Source organism: Amycolatopsis sp. BJA-103, assembly GCF_002849735.1.
Lineage (GTDB): Bacteria > Actinomycetota > Actinomycetes > Mycobacteriales > Pseudonocardiaceae > Amycolatopsis.
The window spans coordinates 7,396,235-7,414,510 of the sequence record NZ_CP017780.1 but is presented as its reverse complement, the minus strand read 5'-3'; the positions used below and the strand labels follow the sequence as shown (position 1 = coordinate 7,414,510).

General features: G+C 67.6%; 19 protein-coding genes. 6 read left to right on the top strand and 13 right to left on the bottom strand.

Annotated features, from left to right (window positions below; translation table 11 throughout):
- Window positions 1–198 precede the first annotated feature (198 nt).
- The 4 genes from BKN51_RS33085 to BKN51_RS33070 form a co-directional block, all read right to left on the bottom strand.
- A complete protein-coding gene (locus BKN51_RS33085) occupies window positions 199–915 on the bottom strand; it encodes a DedA family protein (protein WP_101611348.1) in 717 nt (238 codons plus the stop codon).
- Between the two features lie 54 nt (window positions 916–969).
- Window positions 970–1,389 carry a hypothetical protein gene (locus BKN51_RS33080; protein WP_101611347.1) on the bottom strand — a complete coding sequence of 140 codons (420 nt, stop codon included), beginning with the start codon at window positions 1,387–1,389 and terminating at the stop codon, window positions 970–972.
- Between the two features lie 17 nt (window positions 1,390–1,406).
- A complete protein-coding gene (gene nagA, locus BKN51_RS33075; RefSeq protein ID WP_101611346.1) occupies window positions 1,407–2,609 on the bottom strand; it encodes an N-acetylglucosamine-6-phosphate deacetylase in 1,203 nt (400 codons plus the stop codon).
- A gap of 91 nt (window positions 2,610–2,700) precedes the next feature.
- Window positions 2,701–3,276, bottom strand: a complete 576-nt coding sequence (locus BKN51_RS33070) for a SigE family RNA polymerase sigma factor (protein WP_101611345.1) — start codon at window positions 3,274–3,276, stop codon at window positions 2,701–2,703.
- Between the two features lie 163 nt (window positions 3,277–3,439).
- On the opposite strand from BKN51_RS33070, the gene BKN51_RS33065 reads away from it, so the two are divergent.
- Complete coding sequence (locus BKN51_RS33065; RefSeq protein WP_101611344.1) at window positions 3,440–3,724, top strand: YciI family protein; 285 nt, start codon at window positions 3,440–3,442, stop codon at window positions 3,722–3,724.
- Between the two features lie 4 nt (window positions 3,725–3,728).
- Here BKN51_RS33065 and BKN51_RS33060 read toward each other — a convergent pair whose 3' ends face one another.
- The 6 genes from BKN51_RS33060 to BKN51_RS33035 form a co-directional block, all read right to left on the bottom strand.
- Window positions 3,729–4,733: a PDR/VanB family oxidoreductase gene (locus BKN51_RS33060; protein WP_101611343.1), complete on the bottom strand. Its 1,005-nt coding sequence runs from the start codon at window positions 4,731–4,733 to the stop codon at window positions 3,729–3,731.
- On the bottom strand, window positions 4,730–5,608 hold the full coding sequence (locus BKN51_RS33055; protein ID WP_101611342.1) for a metal-dependent hydrolase: 879 nt from the start codon (window positions 5,606–5,608) through the stop codon (window positions 4,730–4,732). The genes BKN51_RS33060 and BKN51_RS33055 overlap by 4 nt, the downstream gene beginning before the upstream one ends.
- The gene (locus tag BKN51_RS33050; RefSeq protein ID WP_101611341.1) at window positions 5,605–7,074 is read right to left on the bottom strand and encodes a flavin-containing monooxygenase; all 1,470 of its coding nucleotides are present in this window, start codon (window positions 7,072–7,074) and stop codon (window positions 5,605–5,607) included. The genes BKN51_RS33055 and BKN51_RS33050 overlap by 4 nt, the downstream gene beginning before the upstream one ends.
- Before the next feature lie 81 nt (window positions 7,075–7,155).
- Window positions 7,156–7,629 (bottom strand): pyridoxamine 5'-phosphate oxidase family protein, encoded by a 474-nt coding sequence (locus tag BKN51_RS33045; protein WP_101611340.1) that lies wholly within the window; start codon window positions 7,627–7,629, stop codon window positions 7,156–7,158.
- Between the two features lie 4 nt (window positions 7,630–7,633).
- On the bottom strand, window positions 7,634–8,524 hold the full coding sequence (locus BKN51_RS33040; RefSeq protein ID WP_101611339.1) for an SDR family oxidoreductase: 891 nt from the start codon (window positions 8,522–8,524) through the stop codon (window positions 7,634–7,636).
- A 149-nt stretch (window positions 8,525–8,673) separates the two neighbouring features.
- Complete coding sequence (locus BKN51_RS33035; protein WP_101611338.1) at window positions 8,674–9,585, bottom strand: aldo/keto reductase; 912 nt, start codon at window positions 9,583–9,585, stop codon at window positions 8,674–8,676.
- A 50-nt stretch (window positions 9,586–9,635) separates the two neighbouring features.
- Here BKN51_RS33035 and BKN51_RS33030 point away from each other — a divergent pair, with 50 nt between their 5' ends.
- The 3 genes from BKN51_RS33030 (at window position 9,636) to BKN51_RS33020 (ending at window position 13,056) form a co-directional block, all read left to right on the top strand.
- The gene (locus tag BKN51_RS33030; protein WP_101611337.1) at window positions 9,636–10,457 is read left to right on the top strand and encodes an LLM class F420-dependent oxidoreductase; all 822 of its coding nucleotides are present in this window, start codon (window positions 9,636–9,638) and stop codon (window positions 10,455–10,457) included.
- Window positions 10,458–10,540: 83 nt separating this feature from the next.
- Complete coding sequence (gene fbaA, locus BKN51_RS33025) at window positions 10,541–11,572, top strand: class II fructose-bisphosphate aldolase (protein WP_101611336.1); 1,032 nt, start codon at window positions 10,541–10,543, stop codon at window positions 11,570–11,572.
- Window positions 11,573–11,781: 209 nt separating this feature from the next.
- Window positions 11,782–13,056, top strand: coding sequence for an ATP-binding protein (locus BKN51_RS33020; protein ID WP_101611335.1), 1,275 nt, complete (start codon window positions 11,782–11,784; stop codon window positions 13,054–13,056).
- Between the two features lie 3 nt (window positions 13,057–13,059).
- On the opposite strand, the gene BKN51_RS33015 is transcribed toward BKN51_RS33020, so the two are convergent.
- Entirely contained in the window at window positions 13,060–14,277 is a 1,218-nt protein-coding gene (locus BKN51_RS33015) for a hypothetical protein (RefSeq protein ID WP_101611334.1), read from the bottom strand.
- Between the two features lie 231 nt (window positions 14,278–14,508).
- Between BKN51_RS33015 and BKN51_RS33010 the strand changes: the two genes are divergently transcribed.
- Entirely contained in the window at window positions 14,509–14,916 is a 408-nt protein-coding gene (locus BKN51_RS33010; RefSeq protein WP_101611333.1) for a DUF3151 domain-containing protein, read from the top strand.
- Between the two features lie 67 nt (window positions 14,917–14,983).
- On the opposite strand, the gene BKN51_RS33005 is transcribed toward BKN51_RS33010, so the two are convergent.
- Window positions 14,984–16,210 (bottom strand): lipase family protein, encoded by a 1,227-nt coding sequence (locus BKN51_RS33005; protein ID WP_101611332.1) that lies wholly within the window; start codon window positions 16,208–16,210, stop codon window positions 14,984–14,986.
- Window positions 16,211–16,344: 134 nt separating this feature from the next.
- On the opposite strand from BKN51_RS33005, the gene BKN51_RS33000 reads away from it, so the two are divergent.
- The gene (locus BKN51_RS33000) at window positions 16,345–16,926 is read left to right on the top strand and encodes a TetR/AcrR family transcriptional regulator (protein ID WP_174720567.1); all 582 of its coding nucleotides are present in this window, start codon (window positions 16,345–16,347) and stop codon (window positions 16,924–16,926) included.
- On the opposite strand, the gene BKN51_RS32995 is transcribed toward BKN51_RS33000, so the two are convergent.
- Window positions 16,923–18,242: a GGDEF domain-containing protein gene (locus tag BKN51_RS32995; RefSeq protein ID WP_101611330.1), complete on the bottom strand. Its 1,320-nt coding sequence runs from the start codon at window positions 18,240–18,242 to the stop codon at window positions 16,923–16,925. The genes BKN51_RS33000 and BKN51_RS32995 overlap by 4 nt on opposite strands.
- Window positions 18,243–18,276: the final 34 nt, after the last annotated feature.

Below are 18,276 nucleotides of genomic sequence, written 5' to 3'. Positions count from 1 at the left end.
AAGCGCGGTCGTTCCCGGCGGGTCGGGTGGGGCGTCTCGGCCCGGGTGGTCGTGAGTGGCGATTCGTGTTCTAACCCGAAACGCCACTCACGACCAACCCGGCCCCGTCGCGGACGCCATTCCCCTCCCGAACGCCAGGAAAGGCCCGTTACTTGCAAAATTTGCAAGTAACGGGCCTTTCCTGGCACGTCGGAAGGGTCAGTCGCGCACGCGCGGGATCTGCTGCGTCGCGTCCATGTCCACGGCCGGAGCGGCGTCGGTGCCCGCGTGCTTCTTCTCGCGGCGCGCCTTCAGGTACTCGATCACGATCGGCACCACCGACACCAGCACGATCAGGATGAAGATCGCGTCGATGTTCTTCTCGATGAAGGCGACCCCGCCGAGCAGGTGGCCGAGCGCGGTGATCCCGGCGGCCCACAGGATGCCGCCGATGACGGTGTAGGTGAAGTACTTCTTCGGGTCCATCTTGCCGATGCCGGCGATCCAGGTGATGAACGTCCGCACGAACGGCACGAACCGCGCCAGCACGACCGCCTTCGGCCCGTGCTTCTCCAGGAAGGCGTGTGTCTGGTCGACGTACTTCTTGTTGAAGAACTTCGAATCCGGCTTGCGGAACAGCCAGGGGCCGATCTTCCAGCCGAGGCCGTAGCCGAGCATGTTGCCGATCAGGGCGGCGAGCGTGACCAGCACGCACACGAGCCAGAGCGGGGCCTTGATCGAGCCGTTGGCGATGAGCAGGCCCGCGGTGAACAGCAGGGAATCGCCGGGCAGCACCGGGAAGACGCTGCTTTCGATGAAGATGATCAGGCAGAGCACGGTGATGACCGGGACGGTCAGCCCGCTCAACAGGATCTTCGGGTCCAGCCACTCGGGCAGGAGCCCCATCGTCGTCACGGTGTTCTGCGCCAGGATCACACCAAAACGGTACAGGGTGACGCAGAGTGCCTTAACCCGACGGGAGAGGGCGGCTCAGATCAGGGTGAGCAGCCCGATCACCGAACCGGCGGCCAGTCCCAGGAGCACGGCCAGCAGCAACACCCAATACGCGGGCAGCGGGGCACTGCCGGGCGAAGGCGCCGGAGGCGGTGTCGGACGTTCCGCCAGCCTGGCCGTTTCCGCGTTCTCCAGCGCGACGCGCTCCCGTTCGAGCGAGTCCGCGCTCGCACCGGAAAGCAGGCCGTACTGGAGAGGCAGCTCGTGCTCCCCCGGAGCGGACTCGACAGTGTCCGAGTCATCCGAATCACTCTGCGTGCCCGAATTGATCTCGGTGTCCGGTTCGACCGGTTTCTCAGTGGAAGCCTCGGTGATCCGCTCCGCCGAAGGGGCGAAGACGGCTTGAGCGCGCAAGGCGTCGGCTAGGAGCTTCTCCGGGTCCTTGGGCTCGCTCATCCAGGCTCCCTTCGCCGCTACCCGTCGCTGACCGACACACCGCCTTCGACCGCGCCGCTCAGCGGGGCCGTGGCGCTCAATGTAGCCGCAGCGTCGTCCTCGACCCACTCGCCCTGGCGCAGCACCTTGACCGGTCGCAGGTCGCGGTCCAGCACGACGACGTCGGCCGCGAGCCCGGCGCGCAGCGACCCGGTCCGGTCGGCGATGCCGAGCAGTTCGGCCGGCCGGCCGGAGGTCGCGCGGACGGCGTCGAGCAGGTCGATGCCCGCGCCGCGGACCAGGTTGCGGAAGGCCGCGTCCATGGTCAGCGTGCTGCCGGCCAGTGAACCGTTCCCGGCCAGCGTGGCGACACCGTCGCGGACGTCGACCTCGAGGCGGCCGAGGATGTAGCTGCCGTCGGCGGCGTCGGTGGCCGACATGGCGTCGGTGATGAGCACCGTCCGGCCCTTGCCCGCGTGGTGCGCGGCGAGCCGCAGCACCGTCGGGTGCACGTGGACGAGGTCGCAGATCAGTTCGACGGTGATCCGCTCGTCGTCGAGGAGGGCGCCGATCGGGCCCGGCTCGCGATGGTGGAGGGGCCGCATGGCGTTGAAGAGGTGGGTCGCGACGGAGGCGCCCGCGTCGATCGCGGGGATGATCTGGTCTTCCACGCCGTCGGTGTGCCCGATGGCGGCGATGACGCCCGATTCGGCCAGTTGCCGTACCGCTTTGACGCCACCGTGCAGTTCCGGGGCGAGCGTGACCATCCGGATGTCGCCGCGGCCCGCGCCGAGGAGCGCGTTCACCGTCGCCGTGTCCGGCTCGATCAGCGTCGCCGGGTCGTGTGCCCCGCACCGCGCTTTGGAGATGAAGGGTCCTTCAAGGTGAATCCCGGCAAGTTCACCCTCTTGGACCAGCTCTCGGAGGGCCGCGATCTGGTCCCTGAGCACCGGGATGGGATCCGAGACCAGACTGCCGAGCATGGTCGTGGTCCCATGGCGCCGGTGCGCGCGGACGGCGCGGAACAGCTCCTCGGGATTTCCACTGGAGAACGACCCGCCCCCACCGCCATGGCAGTGGGTGTCGATGAAGCCGGGGATGACCAGGCCCCCGTCGACATGGACGCGGTCGATGTCCGGGGGTGTCCCGGAACCGACTTGGACGATCGTGCCGCCGGCGATAGCCAGCCAGCCGTCGTCGAGTACACGGTCCGGGGTCACTACCCGGCCGCCCACGATCACGAAATCTCCGGCGCCTCTCACGCCCCCCAGCATATATTGGTCTGGACCAAGCATGGCGGCACAACCCAGCGGTCGAGATTAAAGCCGGGTGTCAGTTCGGCGACTGCATCGCTTTCTGCAGTGCCTCCAGCGCCCGGCTGGCGGTTGACTTCACGGTACCTTTCGAAATACCGGCGGCCTCGGAAATCTCGGCCTCACTCAGCCCACCGTAGTAACGGAGCACCAGAACTTCACGCTGGCGGGGCGGCAGTTTGGACAAAGCGCTCACAACGGCCTGATGTTCACTCGACAGCATGGCGAGGCTTTCGGCCGAACGCGCGTTGACGGCGTGCGGCGCGACGTACTCGCGAGCGGTCTTGCGGCGGCGCAGCACACTGCGTGATCCGTTGACCACCGCGGTGCGCAGGTAGCCGACGGCCGCGGCGGCGTCCCGCAGCTTTCCCCAGTTGCGGTGGAGCCCGGTGAACGCCTCCTGGACGACGTCCTCGGCCGTGGCCGGTTCGTCCACGAGCAGGATGGCCAGCCGGACGAGCCGCATCCGGTGCTGGCGATAGAGATCCTCAAGGGTCAGCGGCGCCGCCGGCGGCGGTGGCGTGACCGGTCCGTCCATGGTGCGCAGATGGCCGAGGGTCACCTCGACACTGCGTTCCGCGTTGCCCTCGAGCATGTACCCCTACCTGTTCATTTACCCCTTTGAAGCACAACCTGTGCGTGGCGCCCGATCAGCGTATCGGGTGGGGCGAGACTCCCGCCTGATCGGATCCTGAGAACGTGGGCGGGGGTCGGATAGCGTCTACCACCGACCCGTTGAAGCGATCTTGGAGACGTCGATGGCCTGGTTCCTGGTGGAGATCCGGTACGTGCAGGAAAAGCTGGAGGAAGTGCGGCCCCGGCACCGGAAATTCCTCTCCGACCTCGCCGAACAGGGCGTCGTCGCGCTCGGTGGCCCGCTGGGCGACGGCTCGGGCGGCGTCTCGCTCTACCAGGCGGCCGACGAGGCGGCGCTGACCGAGATCATCGATCAGGACCCGTACCACCTCGAAGGTGTCGTCGCCCAGCGAACCGTGCGCGAGTTCAAGCCGGTGATCGGCGCCTGGCTGCCGCAAGAAGCCTGACAGCTCAGAGGTCGAGGGTGACCGGCTCGCGTTCGACGCAGATCCGGACGCGGTCACCGGTCACCGTCGGCAGCTCGCAGGTCCCGCAGAACCCCTGCCTGCACGAATACGCGATACCGGGCACGGTTTCGCGCAGGACGTCGAGCGTGGTCCGGTCGGCGGGCACGTCCAGCGTCCGGCCGCTGCGGGCCAGTTCGACGCGGAACGGCTTGCCTCCGACGATCGGCGGCGTCGAAAACCGCTCGAAGAACACCGGTCCCGAAGTGCGCAGCGCCGCGTCCGTCCGGACGCCGACGATCATCGGAACCGGGCCGCAGCAGTAAATCGGGGCACTCTTTTCTGCCCCTTCGAGCAGTTCCGCGCCCGAGGCGGGAATCCCGTAGTCCGTGTCCGGCCGAACCCAGACTCTGTCGCCGAATTCGGACAATTCATCCAGGAACGGCATCGAAGCCTCGTCGCGACCGGTGTAGACCAGCCGCCAGTCCGCGCCGGACGCGGCCGCCTGCCGCACCATCGGCAGGATCGGCGTGATCCCGATACCGCCGGCGATGAACAGGTACGCCGGGCTCGCGACGAACGGGAACGCGTTGCGCGGGCCGCGCGCGGTGATCCGCGCGCCCTTCTTCAGGGCGTGCACCGCCGTCGATCCCTCGCCCAGCAACCGGACGCCGACGCGGTAGGCCGAGCGGTCGTCCGGATCGCCGCACAGGGAGTACTGCCGGACCAGTCCCGGCCGCGGCGAGAGGTCGACGTGCGCGCCGGGCCGCCACCGGGGCAGCGGTTCGCCGCGTTCGTGCACCAGCCGCAGGCTGACCACGCCGTCGGCTTCGGCACGGAGATCGTCGACGACCAGCGGGAGATCGCGGTCGACGGCGGCCACCGGCGGACGGCGGCGTCCGCTCACGCCGCTGAGCCTGCGGTACGCCGCGACGACCCCGGTCAACGACGCCATCGCGCGGTCGGTCCGCCCGCTGCCGTCGAGCCGCAGCGGGCGCGTCGGCGGCGTCACTGTGGTTCGTCGGCCGCCAGCGCGGCCGGGGAACTCGCGAGGTACGCGACGGCTTGGTCGGTGTTGCCGGTTTCCGTGGGGTGATAGGACTTCTTGAAGTACGGCTTGATCTCGCGCCGCAGTTGCTTGCCCGAAGGCAGCAACCCGAGCTTCGCCACTCGCAGATATGTCCGGAAACTTGTCTTGCCCGGCCGCGTCGGGTCGTTCTTCATGAGGAACCTGGTGCCGCGCAGGAAGACCCACGCGAGCACCGGCGTCACGACGAGCATGCTGCGCACGCGACGGCCGTAGCGGCCGTCGAGGTGCATGAACAGGTCGAAGGCGACCGAGCGGTGCTCGACCTCCTCGGCGCCGTGCCAGCGCAGGAGATCCAGCATCGTCGGGTTCGCGTTCGCGTCGTCGAGGGCCTTGGCGTCGAGGATCCACTGGCCGAGGAACGCGGTGTAGTGCTCGATCGCGGCGATCACCGCGAGCCGCTCGATCAGCCATTCTTCGCGCCGTTTGGCGGAAAGCTCGCGGTCGCCGAGCAGACGGCGGAACATCCACTCCATCTGCGCGATGTACGGCCGCACGTGGACGCCCGCCGCTTCGAGGTGCTCCGCGGCGCCGTCGTGCGCCTCGGCGTGCATGGCCTCCTGGCCGATGAAGCCGAGGACGTCCTCCTTGAGCCGCTCGTCGCGGATCAGCGGGACGGCCTGCTTGAACACCTCGACGAACCAGCGTTCGCCTTCCGGCAGCGCCAGGTGCAGCACGTTGATGGTGTGCGTCGCCTGCGGTTCGCCGGGGATCCAGTGCATCGGCAGCGAGGCCCAGTCGAACTTGACGTCGCGCGCGTGCAGGACGATCTGCTCGTGGTCTTCGTGCTGAGCCGTCATGACGCCCTCCCGCTGAGTTCGTAGTCGGCCGGGTCGACCTTGCGGGTCTCGAGCCAGTAGCGCCAGGTGAACCCCGGCCAGATCGTGCGGTTGACGCCCTTCGCGTCGAGGTACCAGCTCTTGCAGCCGCCCTGGGTCCACACGCCCTTGACGAGCTTGTCCTGGATCCCGCGCTGGAACTTCTCCTGGACACCGGCGCGGACGTCGAGCGCGGCGGCGCCCCGCGAGCCGGCGAGCTTGATCGCGTCGACGACGTAGCGCGCCTGCGATTCGATCATGAACACCACGGAGTTGTGGCCCAGCGCGGTGTTCGGGCCGAGGAGGAAGAACAGGTTCGGGAAGCCGGAGACGCTGATGCCCTTGTGCGTGTGCATCCCCTCGGTGGCCCATTCCTTGGCGAGGTCGCGACCGCCGATCCCGGTGATGTCCAGGTATTCCAAGGCATCCGTGACCTTGAAGCCGGTGCCGTAGATGATCGCGTCGACTTCGTGCTCGACACCGTTCCCGTCGACGACACTGTGCGCCTTGACCTCGCGCACGCCTTCGGTGTTGACGTCCACATTGGACCGGTTGAGCGCCGGGTAGTAGTCGTTGGAGATCAGCACCCGCTTGCAGCCCATGGTGTAGTCCGGGGTGACCTTCTTGCGCAGCCGGGGATTCTTGATCCCCTTGCCGATATGGCGCTTCGCGATCACCTCGCCGGCCTTCATGATCGCGGGGTGGCCGTTGAAGCCGACGGCGCGCACTTCGAGGAACCAGTACAGCGCGTTGCGGTAGAGCCTTTGCGCCCCGGGAATCCGGCGGAACGCGGTCTTGGCCCAGCCCGGCATGGCGTGGTCGGGCTTCGGCATGATCCACGGCGGCGTGCGCTGGAACAGCGTCAGCTCGTCGACGTCCGGGGCGATCCGCGGGACGAACTGGACCGCGCTGGCGCCGGTGCCGACCACGGCGACCTTCTTGCCGCGCAGGTCGTATTCGTGGTTCCACTGCGCGGAATGCCAGGTCTGGCCCTGGAACTTCTCGATCCCGGGCAGCTTGGGGACCTGCGGGATGTGCAGGCCGCCGACACCGGAGACGACGAACTGGGCTTCGAACTCACCGGCCTTCGTGTGCACGCGCCAGAGCCGCGCGGTGTCGTCCCAGTCGGCGCCGGTGAGTTCGACGCCGAACCGGATCTTGCGCCGCAGCCGGTACTTGTCGGTGACGTCCTTGAGGTACTGGAAGATCTCTGGGGCGGGTGAGAACGACCGCGACCAGTCCGGGTTCTGCTCGTACGAGAACGAGTACATGTGGGACTGCACGTCGCAGGCGCAGCCGGGGTACGAGTTGTCGCGCCACGTACCGCCGACTTCGTCCGCCTTCTCCAGGATCACGTAGTCGGTGATCCCGGCCTTTTCGAGCTGGATGGCCTGGCCGAGCCCGGAGAACCCGGTGCCCACGATCACGACCTTGAATCGCTCGGTCATCTGCTGCGCCCTCCGCGTCGAGGCTTCTTGCGCGGATGACGTTACCGGAAGTAACAGTTACTTGCTAGTACGACTTACCCGTCAGTATGTCCCGCCGAGCTTCCCGTGGTTCCAGCTCACGATCTTGGTCGGCGTGAAGATCAGCCCGATTCGCTTCGGGGCCTGCTTGCCGATGAAGCCGGCGAGCTCGTCGGGCACCGGGTCGCCCGGTTTCGCGCCTGCGTACCGCTGCATGAGGTTGATACCCATCTGGGTGACCACGGCGGTATCGGTGATGACCTCGACGTCGGCTTCCAGGGAGACCCCGCGGAGCTTGTCGTAGCTTTCGCCGTCCTCGATGAGCACCGTGGCGCGCGGGTCGCGTTCCAGGTTCTTCGCCTTCTGCGACGAGCCGTAGGTCCAGGTCGCGACGCCCGACTCGTGCGGGTAGTACCAGAGCGGGGCCAGATGCGGGCGGCCGTTCGGCCCGACCGTCGCGACGTTGATGACCTTCTGCTCGTCGAGGTACGCGGCGAGCTCGTCGGGCGTCATGCGGATCTGGTCGCGACGGGACATTCGGTCAGCCCTTCTTCGTGGCGGCCCGGCCTGCTTGACCGGTCACTGAAGATTCGTACGCGCCACGCTGCTCGATGTCCACGAGTGCGGCCGCGTCGGCCTTCTTGATCCGGCCGCGGGAGCCGATCTCGATGATCGGGGGCAGGAACGCCCGGATGAGCTTGAGCCCGCCGACCCAGCGCGGGACGTGGATGGTGCGGGCGCGCTTGTTGACCCCGGCCTGGAGGAGGTCGAGGGCGACCTTCAGCGGGTACGTCTTGCCGAGCAGGCCGGGCATGCCCGCGCGGAGCTTGCCGAACACCGGGTGCTGGTCGGCGCTTTCGACGAGGTCGGTGCGGATCCAGGTCGGGTGCGCGACACCGACCTTCACGCCGAGGTGGGCGACTTCGGCGCGGAGGCTGTTGGAGAACGCTTCGACGCCCGCCTTCGCGGCGGCGTAGTTCGCCATGCCGGGCGCGTGGGTGATCGCGGCCAGCGACGAGATCGCGAGCAGGTAGCCCTTGCGGTCGATGACATGCGGAAGGGTGACGCGGAAGGTGCGCCAGACGCCGAGGAGGTCGACCTCGATGACCTTCTCGAAGGCGACGGGGTCCACCGACCGGACGAAACCGGAGGTCGCGATGCCGGCGTTCGCGATGACGACGTCGATCCCGCCGAAGTGCTCGACGACGCCGGCGGTGGCGCGTTCGAGGTCGTCCCAGCTGGTGACGTCGGCTTCCCAGGCGTGGGCGCTCGCGCCGATCTTGTCGGCGACGGCCTGCTGTTCCTTGGCTTCGATGCCGACCAGGGCGACCTTCGCGCCCTGCGCGGCCAGGCGTTCGGCGAGTCCCGCGCCGATGCCCCTCGCGGCGCCGGTGATCAGGACGACCTTGCCGTTCACGCTGTTCTTGGCCACGTTGCCTCCTCGTCCGAGCCCTAAGACTTTCGGACGGTACCCCAACCTACCCGGAGTAAGCTACCCGCAAGTAAGTCCGCGGTTCGTCCTCTGGTCGCGGTAGTTGGTGGTGCGAACTACTGCGACCAGAGGACTGAATGCGGGGATTTTCAGTGCGAAGCGGTGGTGAGGGCGTCGAGTTCGTCGGCGGTGAGAGCGAGGTCGGCCGCGGGCAGGAGGTCGGTCAGCTGCTCGACCGAGCGGGCGCTCGCGATGGGCGCGGTGACGGTCGGCTGGGCGAACAGCCACGCCAGCGACACCGCCGCGACCGTGACACCGCGGTCGGCCGCGATCGCGTCCAGCGCGGTGAGCACGCGTTCTCCGCGTTCGTCCAAATAGGACGATGCGCGGGCGGCGCGCGGGCTGTCGCCGAGGTCGTCCTTCGACCGGTACTTCCCGGCGAGGAAACCCTTGGCCAGCGAGAAATACGGCAGGATGGTCAGGCCTTCGCGCTCGACCGTCGGCGCCAGGTCGCGTTCGTAGTCCCGCTCGACGAGGTTGTAGTGCGGCTGCAGCGCGACGTACTTCGCGAGCCCTTCACGGTCCGAAGTGGACAGTGCTTCGCTCAGTCGTTCCGCGGAGAAGTTCGACGCCGCGACGTAGCGGACCTTGCCCGCGCGCACGAGCGTGTCGAAGGCCCGAAGCGTCTCCTCGACCGGGGTCTCCGGATCGTCGATGTGCGCGTAGTAGAGGTCGATGTGGTCGGTCCGGAGCCGCCGCAACGAGTCCTCGGCCGCCGCCGCGATGTTCGCCGCCGAGAGCCCCTTGCGCTCGTCCCACATCCCGGTCTTGGTCGCGATGACGACGTCGTCGCGGTTGCCGCGCTCGGTCAGCCAGTTGCCGATGATCGTCTCGGAGCCGCCCTTGGAGTACAGGTCGGCGGTGTCGATGAAGTTGCCGCCCGCCGCCGTGTAGGCGTCGAGGACGGCGAAGGACTGCTGCTCGTCCGCGGTCCAGCCGAAGACGTTCCCGCCGAGGTTGATCCCTCGGACGTCGAGGTCGGTATTCCCGAGTTTCGCCATGCCTCGAACATAAGGGAAGACTTCGGCCGAGGCCGGTGTTAGCTCGGAACATGGGAATCGAACTCGGCAGGATCGGCATCTGGCAGCACGAAAGTGTGTTCACCCCGGAACTCGCGCGCGAACTGGAGGAACTCGGCTACGGCGCCATCTGGCTCGGTGGCTCGCCGTCGGGTGACCTCGCGAAGGCGGAGGAGCTCCTCGACGCGACGAAGACGATCAAGGTGGCCACCGGCATCGTCAACATCTGGAAGGACGACGCGGCCACGGTCGCCGAGTCCTACAAGCGCATCGAAGCGAAGCACCCGGGTCGCTTCCTGCTCGGTGTCGGCGCCGGGCACCGTGAGCACACCGCGGAGTTCAAGAAGCCGTACACCGCCCTGGTGGAGTATCTCGACGCTCTCGACGAGGCCGGGGTGCCCGTCGAAGCTCGTGCGCTGGCGGCTCTCGGCCCGAAGGTGATCAAACTCGCAGGAGACCGCACAGCGGGAGCCCACCCGTACCTGATGACGCCCGAGCACACGCGCCAGGCGCGCGAAATCCTCGGCGAAGGACCGCTGCTCGCGCCCGAGCAGAAGGTCGTCCTCGAGGCAGATCCGGCGAAGGCCCGCGCGATCGGCCGTCCGTCCGTGGCGTTCTACCTCGGCCTGGTCAACTACACGAACTCCCTGCGCAAACTCGGTTTCACCGACGAGGACCTGGCAGGCGAGGGCAGTGACAAACTGGTCGACGCGCTGGCCGTCCACGGCGACGCCGAGACGGTCGCCCGCGGCGTCACCGCGCACATCGAGGCCGGGGCGGACCACGTGAACATCCAGGTACTGAACCAGGACCCCCTGCCGGTCTACCGCGCGCTCGCCGCGGTCCTTCTCTGACGCGACGGCTGTAGGCACCTCCCGGCCGACCTCGTACGATGCGGCCGAGAGGTGCACCAGCCTGCTTCGAGGAGGAGTAAACGATGCCCATCGCCACCCCCGAGGTCTACGCGGAGATGCTCGACCGGGCGAAGGCGAACGAATTCGCCTACCCGGCCATCAACGTGACCTCGTCGGAGACCCTGAACGCCGCGATCCGCGGGTTCGCCGAGGCGGAGAGCGACGGGATCATCCAGTTCTCCACCGGCGGCGCGGAGTTCGCGTCCGGCCAGAAGGTCAAGGACATGGTGACCGGTTCGGTCGCGCTGGCCGAGTTCGCCCAGGTCGTCGCCGCCAAGTACGACGTCAACGTCGCGCTGCACACCGACCACTGCCCGAAGGACAAGCTCGACGGCTTCGTCCGCCCGCTGATCGAGATCTCGGCGGAGCGGGTCAAGAACGGTCAGCACCCGCTGTTCCAGAGCCACATGTGGGACGGCTCCGCGATCGACCTCGACGAGAACCTCGAGATCGCGCAGGAACTGCTCGCCAAGGCCGCGGCCGCGAACATCATCCTCGAGGTCGAGATCGGTGTCGTCGGCGGCGAGGAAGACGGCGTCGAGGCGGAGATCAACGAGAAGCTGTACACCGCCGAGGGCGACTTCCTGAAGACGATCGACGCGCTCGGTTCCGGCGAGAACGGCCGCTACCTGCTGGCCGCGACCTTCGGCAACGTGCACGGCGTCTACAAGCCCGGCAACGTGAAGCTGCGCCCGGACGTCCTCAAGGGCGGCCAGGAGGCGGCGTCGAAGAAGCTCGGCCTCCCCGCCGGTTCGAAGCCGTTCGAGCTCGTCTTCCACGGCGGTTCGGGCTCGCTGCCGGAGGAGATCCGCGAGGCGGTGTCCTACGGCGTCGTGAAGATGAACGTCGACACCGACACGCAGTACGCCTTCACGCGTCCGATCGCGGAGCACTTCTTCAAGAACTACGACGGCGTCCTGAAGATCGACGGCGAGGTCGGCAACAAGAAGGTCTACGACCCGCGTAGCTACCTCAAGGCCGCCGAGGCCGGCATGGCCGCGCGCATCGTCGAGGCCGCTCAGTCGCTGGGTTCGGCGGGCAACAAGCTCTCCTGATCCGCTTCACTCGCGTGCTATGAAAGGCCCGTTACTTGCAAATTTTGCAAGTAACGGGCCTTTCACAGCACTGGGGTGACGGAGGGAGCACCGGTTTCAAGATCAGCAAAATGTCGGTCACTTGCACTGTGGAATGTCGGTTCACCCAGTCGTGAAATGTCGACTGACGGTACTGTGAGATGTACACGACCCCGGCATTTCGAGGAGCTATGGCCGAATCGGACCTGGTACGGGCCGGCTGCGCCGTCGCGGAAGAGTATCTGGCGAGCTTCCGCGTCGTGATCATCAACGGTCCTCGTCAGGCCGGCAAGACGACCATGCTCAGGCATCTGCACCGGCGTCACGGTGGGACCTCCTTCAATCTGGACGACGAGCAGCTTCTGCAAGCAGCCATCGAAGATCCCGTCGGATTCGCCGGTACCGGTCCGGAGCCCAGGCTCATCGACGAGGTGCAGCGAGCGGGGGATCCGCTGATCAGGGCGATCAAGGCGGAAGTCGACGCGGAAGGCGGCCCGGGACGCTACGTCCTCGCAGGGTCCACTCGCTTCCTGGCGACGCCCAGCCTTTCGGAATCCCTGGCGGGCCGGGGCGTCGTCGTCGACGTGTGGCCGTTTTCGCAGGGTGAGTTCGAGGGACGGTTCGAGCGGTTCATCGATGTCGCTTTCGACGAACCCGGCCGCTTGCTCGACCTCGGAACCGTGAACGTCGATCGCACGGACTACTTCGCGCGTATCTGCCGAGGCGGTTTTCCCGAACCGGCGCTTCTCGGCAGCGCGCGTGCGCGCAAGGCCTGGTTCCGCGCCTATGTACAGGCCATCGCGGAGCGCGACATCCGGGAAATGTCCAGAGTCAACGAGCCCAGCGCCATGACGGCCTTGTTGGCCTACTTGGCCTCCATCACGGCTCAAGAACACAACAGCGTGAACACTTCGACCAGGACCGGCCTTCATCGCACCACGGTGAACAAGTACGTCGAATTGCTCGAAGCGGTGTTCCTGGTCCACCGTCTCCCGGCGTGGTCACGAAACCTGACATCCCGGGCGGTGAAACACGCCAAGCTCCACCTCACCGACACCGGGCTCGCCGCTTCTCTGCTGGGCGTGTCCTCCGAGTCCCTGGCGAAGCCCGTGGCGCCGACTCGCGGCCCTCTTGTCGAGACCTTCATCGTCAACGAACTCGCCAAGCAGGCCACGTGGAGCGACGCCGAGGTGCGGCTGCACCACTGGCGAGTGAGCGGTGGTGCGGAGGTCGACGTGGTCTTGGAACGGGACGACGGGCAGGTCGTCGGTGTCGAATCGAAAGCGCGTGACACGGTGACCGCGGCGGACTTCCGCGGGCTCGCGCAGTTACGGGACCTTCTCGGCGATCAGTTCACGCTAGGAATCGTCCTGCACACCGGAAGCCAGAGCGCCATCAGCTTCGGTGATCGGCTGATGGCGCTCCCGCTCGCTTCGTTGTGGCTGGCCGGACACGACTCGTCTTGAGCCTCAGGCGGCCGGGAGCTCCGTGCGGCCCCGGCGCTTCTCCAGCAGCGAGTTCACCGCCCGCGTCCCAGGCCCGGCGGCGGCCCACAGCGCGCCGACTCCGACCAGGCAGACCGCGGCCGTCCAATACGCGACCGGCGGTGCCGACTCCGTATGCGCGTCGCCGAGGATCCACGGCCGGAACTGCGACTGCACCCACAACATCCCGTACCCGAAAGCCGTCACCAGCAGCGCGCCGACGCCCGCCGTCAGCAGCGGATGTCCTCGCCCGATGCGGAACGCCAGGTCGACCGCGAGGCCGACGGCGAGCAGGTAGAACGGCACGACCGAGATCGGGAAGCCCATCCCGAGCAGCAGCGGCCACATCACCAGCCGGTAGCCGAGGTAGGCGGCGGCGACCGTCGTCCCCGCCCAGCGGAAGCCGGTCGTGTGCCGCGCCAGCGCGAAGATCAGCGCCATCACGCCGATGCCCCACAGCGGGTACACCCAGTCGTCGATCGGCATCGTGAAGTACTCGACGGCCACCCTGTCGACCGGATGCCCGATCTGGTTGGCGGCGAAGTTCAGCAGTTCCGGCTCGGCCTCGGGCGTGCCGCGTTCCCAGGCGCGCAGCCCGAGGATGCCGTACTCCTGCTGGCCGTTCGGGAAGAACGTGTTCTCCAGGAAGAACGCCCACAGTCCGATCAGGACACCGGTGCGCATCCGGCCGGGCTTGGCGTACTTCAGCCAGCCCATGATCACGCCCGCCTGCATGATGCCCGTTCCGATGTAGAGCATCATGTGCGACGGGCTCCACGCGGTCAGGTCGAGACCGTTGACGCGGTGGTTGATGACGTCCAGCGGCGCCGCGATGAGGAACACCACGAGCCCGATCTGCATCAGCCGCAGCGAGCGCCGATCGGCGCCCATCCCGGTGTAGCTGTGGATCGCCACGAGCACCATGATGATCACCGTGCCGACGGTGTTGATCAGATGCGGCGGGGCGAGGTCGTCCCGGAGCCACATGAAATGCCACGACATGTCCCAGGACGAGCCCACCAGCTTGAAGGCGAACGCGGCGAGCCACATGCCGTAGCAGAAGTTCAGCACCCAGTCCGGCGTCGCCTGTCCTGGCGCGCCGCGATGCCAGTGCAGCTTGAAGAACAGCTTCGTCTTCGCGATCGGACTGCGGGGGATGACACCCGGCGAGAGGTCCCCGGTCACTTCTGTCGCCTTTGTCATGCCGGTATCTTCCCTGCTCCAGGTCACGAGATGGGCATTTGGGGTCGAAAATCGGGGTTCACCCGTAGGGGTGGCGGATTTGCGGTCGGCGTGCGAAGCAGGGCAAGGTGTGCCGCCATGATGCCGAAACGACTTGTCGCGGCGGTCCTCGTCGCCGCTCTGGTACTGGCCGGTGGGGGCATTCTCGGGAGCCTGTTCTTCTGATCACAGGGCACGAGCACAATGGTCCGTATGACGAACCTCCTCGGCCCCCAGCCGACGCATCTCCCCGAGCACACCGCGGCCCAGGCGGCGCTGGACGCCGGGAGCGACCCGGCCGCCGTCGCCGCCGAGCACCCTGACTACAGCGAGGCGTGGGCCTCGCTCGCCGAGAAGGCGTTCGAAGCAGGCGAGACCGTCGCTGCCTACGCGTACGCCCGCACCGGCTATCACCGCGGCCTCGACCAGCTCCGCCGCGCGGGCTGGAAGGGACACGGCCCGGTGCCGTGGGCGCACCGTCCGAACCAGGGCTTCCTGCGCGCGCTCGCCGTCCTCGGCAAGGCCGCCGGAAAGATCGGCGAGACCGAGGAGTACGACCGCTGCCGGACCTTCCTCAGCGACTCGGACCCCGCCGCCGCGGAGGCGACCGGCCTCAAGTGAGCCGCTATGAAAGGCCCGTTACTTGCAAAATTTGCAAGTAACGGGCCTTTCATTGCACCGGTGACCCCTAGAACAACCCGCAGTTCCCCACGGCCGGGAGCCCCGCGAAGCGCCCCTCAAGCCAAGCGAAAGCCTCCGGGAACGCCCGGATGGCCCCGCCGACGTGAGTCGGAACCAGCGAAGTCGAGAACTGCACCTTCGCGCCCTTCGCGCACCACGAGCGCGCCATGGTCCGTCCCTGCGCGTAGGGCACGATGTCGTCGAGTGCACTGTGGACGACCAGCGTCGGCACGCCCGGCTTACGCGCTCCGATGAGCTGCTCGTCGACCCGCGTCTTGAAGGGCTCCTCGCCGAGGTACGCGGTCAGCGGCCTGCCGTCCTTGGTCAGGTTCTTCGACTGGGTGAACGCGTACCCGAAGATCGCGCCCACCGTGCACTCCTGCTTGACCTTCTCGAACGCCTCGACGCCCTTCGCGTTGAGCAGGGCCGGGATCTTCAGTTCCGGATACGCCGCGTCCATGCTGACCAGCGTGAATCCGAGGAAACCGAACGCGTAGTGCCCGTCGATGTTCTTGCCGACCTCGGCCAGGTCCGCCGGGACGGCGCCCGCGTAGGAGCCCTTCAGCTTGAGTTCGGGCGCGTAAGACGGCTGCAGTTCGGCGGCCGACGCCGACGCCCCGCCGCCCTGCGAGTAGCCCGCGGTCGCGACCGGGCCGTTGTCCGGCAGGTTCGCTTCGGGCAGGCGCTGTGCCGCGCGGATCGAGTCGAGGACGGCGTTGCCCTCGGCGGCGCGGTTGACGTAGGTGTGGACGCCGGGAGTGCCGAGGCCTTCGTAGTCGGTGACGACGATGCCGTAGCCGCGAAGCAGCAGCCCGGCGATGAAGGGACCTTCGTACTCCATGCCCGCCGAGAGGGCCTTCGACGGCGCGCACTGGTCGCCGACGCCCTGCGTCCCGGCCGCGTAGCCGATGAGCGGGCGCTCGCCCGGTCCGGTCCACGCCTTCTTCGGGGTGAGGACGGTGCCGGTCACGGCGTTCGGCTTGCCGTGGGTGTCGGTGCTGCGGTACATGATCCGCTGGACGTCCGCGTCGGCCTTGATGAGTTTCACGGGATCGACGTAGAACACGGACGGTTCGTGCCGGATGATGTCGCCGGGAGCACCCGCGGGCAGCGGCGACGGGGGATCGTAGAAGGACGGGGCGGCGATGGCCTGCTGTGCCCCGAAGGTCAGCAAGGCCGCGACGGTGGCCGCTGAGACGGCGGCGGCCACACCGCGCCGGGAACCTGGACGCATGCTTGCTCCTCGTTGAGCAGAAACATTTTCGACAGGGGTGTCGAAAAAGAGAGTCAGTGAGGTGGCGCACGATGTCAAGTCCGGCGCCGAGAGGGAGGCCCCGCAAGCTCCCGGTCGGCGAGCAACGCGCGCGGGTGCTGGGTTCGGCGGCGGGTGTCTTCGCGGCGCACGGCGCGCAGGCCGCGACGATCGAGCAGATCGCCCGGCGCGCGGGGGTGTCCCGCCAGGCCGTTTACGAGCAGTTCGGCGACCGCGCGACGCTGTTCGCCCAGGTCGTGGCCGATATCGAGGAGCGGGCCTTCGAGGCGATCGGCGCGCCCGCCCTCGACCTTTCGCAGCCCGAACTCCGGTCGTGGGCGCGCGCCAACTACGCCAACATGTTCGCCTTCGTCGCGGCGAACCCCGAGGCGTTCCCGGTCCTGCGCGAGGCGGAACGCATGGGCGATCCGGCCCTCACCCGGCTTCGGGAACGGCTCGCGGGCGTCTACACCGAGGCGAGCAGGCAGCGCTGGGCGCGCCACGGCGTCGACTCCGGCCGCGCGGACAAGGCACTGGTCACCCTGTTCTTCGCGATGACCGAGGCACTCGTCCAGGCGAGCTGGGACGGCGAGCCGCCCGACGCGGACGCGCTCATCGACCTGCTCACCGAATTCACCGTCGGCGGCGTGGTCCGCCTCAGGACCGCGGCCGCCGACGTGATGGAACGGTTGCGTTAAGCCGCGACAGCCTCCAGAGGCCTTCCAGCCTCTTCGGCTACCGCCGCCAGGTCCGGTGAGGACACGACGCGGTTGCGGCCGTTGCGTTTGGCCGCGTAGACGGAGGCGTCGGCCGACGCCATGACCTCTTCGATCGTCCTGCCGTCGAGTGGGAACGTCGCGACGCCGACCGACGCCGTCCGCTGCTCGATGACCACGGAGTTGCCCTCGTTGTCCTGGGTCTTGATGACCATCTCGCTGATCCGCTGCCGGATGCGCTCGGCGACCGCGACGGACTCCTGCTTCGACGACGAGGTCAGGAGCACCACGAACTCCTCACCGCCGAAGCGGCCGGCGAGGTCCTGCGTCCGGGTTTCGGCCTTGACGAGCGCCGCGACACTCTTGAGCACGTCGTCGCCCGCCAGGTGGCCGAAGGTGTCGTTGATGCTCTTGAAGTGGTCGAGGTCGATCATCAGCGCGCCGAACTGGCCGTTCTCGCGCTCGGCGCGGGCGACCTCGCGGACGGCGCCCTGCTGCCAGGTCGTGGCGTTGAGCAGCTGGGTCTTCTGGTCGGTGGTCGCGAGTTGTTCCAGCTGCTTGATCAGCACCGAACGCTGCAGCAGGTACAGCGGCAGGAAGACGAGCAGGACCAGCACGGGCTGCTGCGGCAGCACGGCGAGCACCAGCGCGCCGATGCAGACCGTCGAGGCTTCGAGGATGTTGTCGTCCCAGGAGCCGAGGAGCGTCTGGACGGTCGCCTTCTTGGGCGCCGCGTAGTACAGGCCGGTGCCGGTGAAGACGGCGTTCATCAGGAAGAAGGCGAGGCTCGCGACGCAGATCGCGGTCACCGACGCCGGGTCGGCGCCGACGGCCTGCACGGCCGCCCAGGATGCGAACGCGGTCAGCGTCATCGATGTGGCGTTCGCCACAGTTCGATGGGGGTTGACCGTGCGAAGACCTGCCCAACTGCGGTATCCGAGGTGAAGATAGATCACGGTTACGAGAAGCGCGGTCAAGTGCGGCGGCAGCAGAATCGCGCCCGGCAGCACCCAGACCGAGGTCATGTTGATGTGCGGAGTGACGCTCATGCTGCGCCGCTGCCGCTCGATCCGGCGAGTCGCCTCGGTGTGCGCGATGGCGAGTCCCGCGAGCAGAAAACAAAGCAAGACCTGCGAAGACGTGATGGCGATGGATGCTGCGAAGACCCCCGTCAGTGCCAGCATCGTCGCCACGGAAAGCCCTGTGTAGGCGATCCAGTGCTTAGGCCTCTTCCACAGCTCCCACGTCGCTACCGTGAGAGCCGAACGATGTCCAGCGCGTTCCTCCGATGTGATCATCTTTCCCCCTGACTCTTGCGTCATTCTCCGAAAC

Bases quoted from the DNA above. Each gene is read 5' to 3' on its own strand.
- BKN51_RS33080 (WP_101611347.1), bottom strand. From the start codon at position 1,389: ATGAGCGAGCCCAAGGACCCGGAGAAGCTCCTAGCCGACGCCTTGCGC.
- BKN51_RS33070 (WP_101611345.1), bottom strand. From the start codon at position 3,276: ATGCTCGAGGGCAACGCGGAACGCAGTGTCGAGGTGACCCTCGGCCAT.
- BKN51_RS33065 (WP_101611344.1), top strand. From the start codon at position 3,440: ATGGCCTGGTTCCTGGTGGAGATCCGGTACGTGCAGGAAAAGCTGGAG.
- BKN51_RS33055 (WP_101611342.1), bottom strand. From the start codon at position 5,608: ATGACGGCTCAGCACGAAGACCACGAGCAGATCGTCCTGCACGCGCGC.
- BKN51_RS33050 (WP_101611341.1), bottom strand. From the start codon at position 7,074: ATGACCGAGCGATTCAAGGTCGTGATCGTGGGCACCGGGTTCTCCGGG.
- BKN51_RS33045 (WP_101611340.1), bottom strand. From the start codon at position 7,629: ATGTCCCGTCGCGACCAGATCCGCATGACGCCCGACGAGCTCGCCGCG.
- BKN51_RS33035 (WP_101611338.1), bottom strand. From the start codon at position 9,585: ATGGCGAAACTCGGGAATACCGACCTCGACGTCCGAGGGATCAACCTC.
- BKN51_RS33030 (WP_101611337.1), top strand. From the start codon at position 9,636: ATGGGAATCGAACTCGGCAGGATCGGCATCTGGCAGCACGAAAGTGTG.
- fbaA (WP_101611336.1), top strand. From the start codon at position 10,541: ATGCCCATCGCCACCCCCGAGGTCTACGCGGAGATGCTCGACCGGGCG.
- BKN51_RS33020 (WP_101611335.1), top strand. From the start codon at position 11,782: ATGGCCGAATCGGACCTGGTACGGGCCGGCTGCGCCGTCGCGGAAGAG.
- BKN51_RS33015 (WP_101611334.1), bottom strand. From the start codon at position 14,277: ATGACAAAGGCGACAGAAGTGACCGGGGACCTCTCGCCGGGTGTCATC.
- BKN51_RS33010 (WP_101611333.1), top strand. From the start codon at position 14,509: ATGACGAACCTCCTCGGCCCCCAGCCGACGCATCTCCCCGAGCACACC.
- BKN51_RS33005 (WP_101611332.1), bottom strand. From the start codon at position 16,210: ATGCGTCCAGGTTCCCGGCGCGGTGTGGCCGCCGCCGTCTCAGCGGCC.
- BKN51_RS32995 (WP_101611330.1), bottom strand. From the start codon at position 18,242: ATGATCACATCGGAGGAACGCGCTGGACATCGTTCGGCTCTCACGGTA.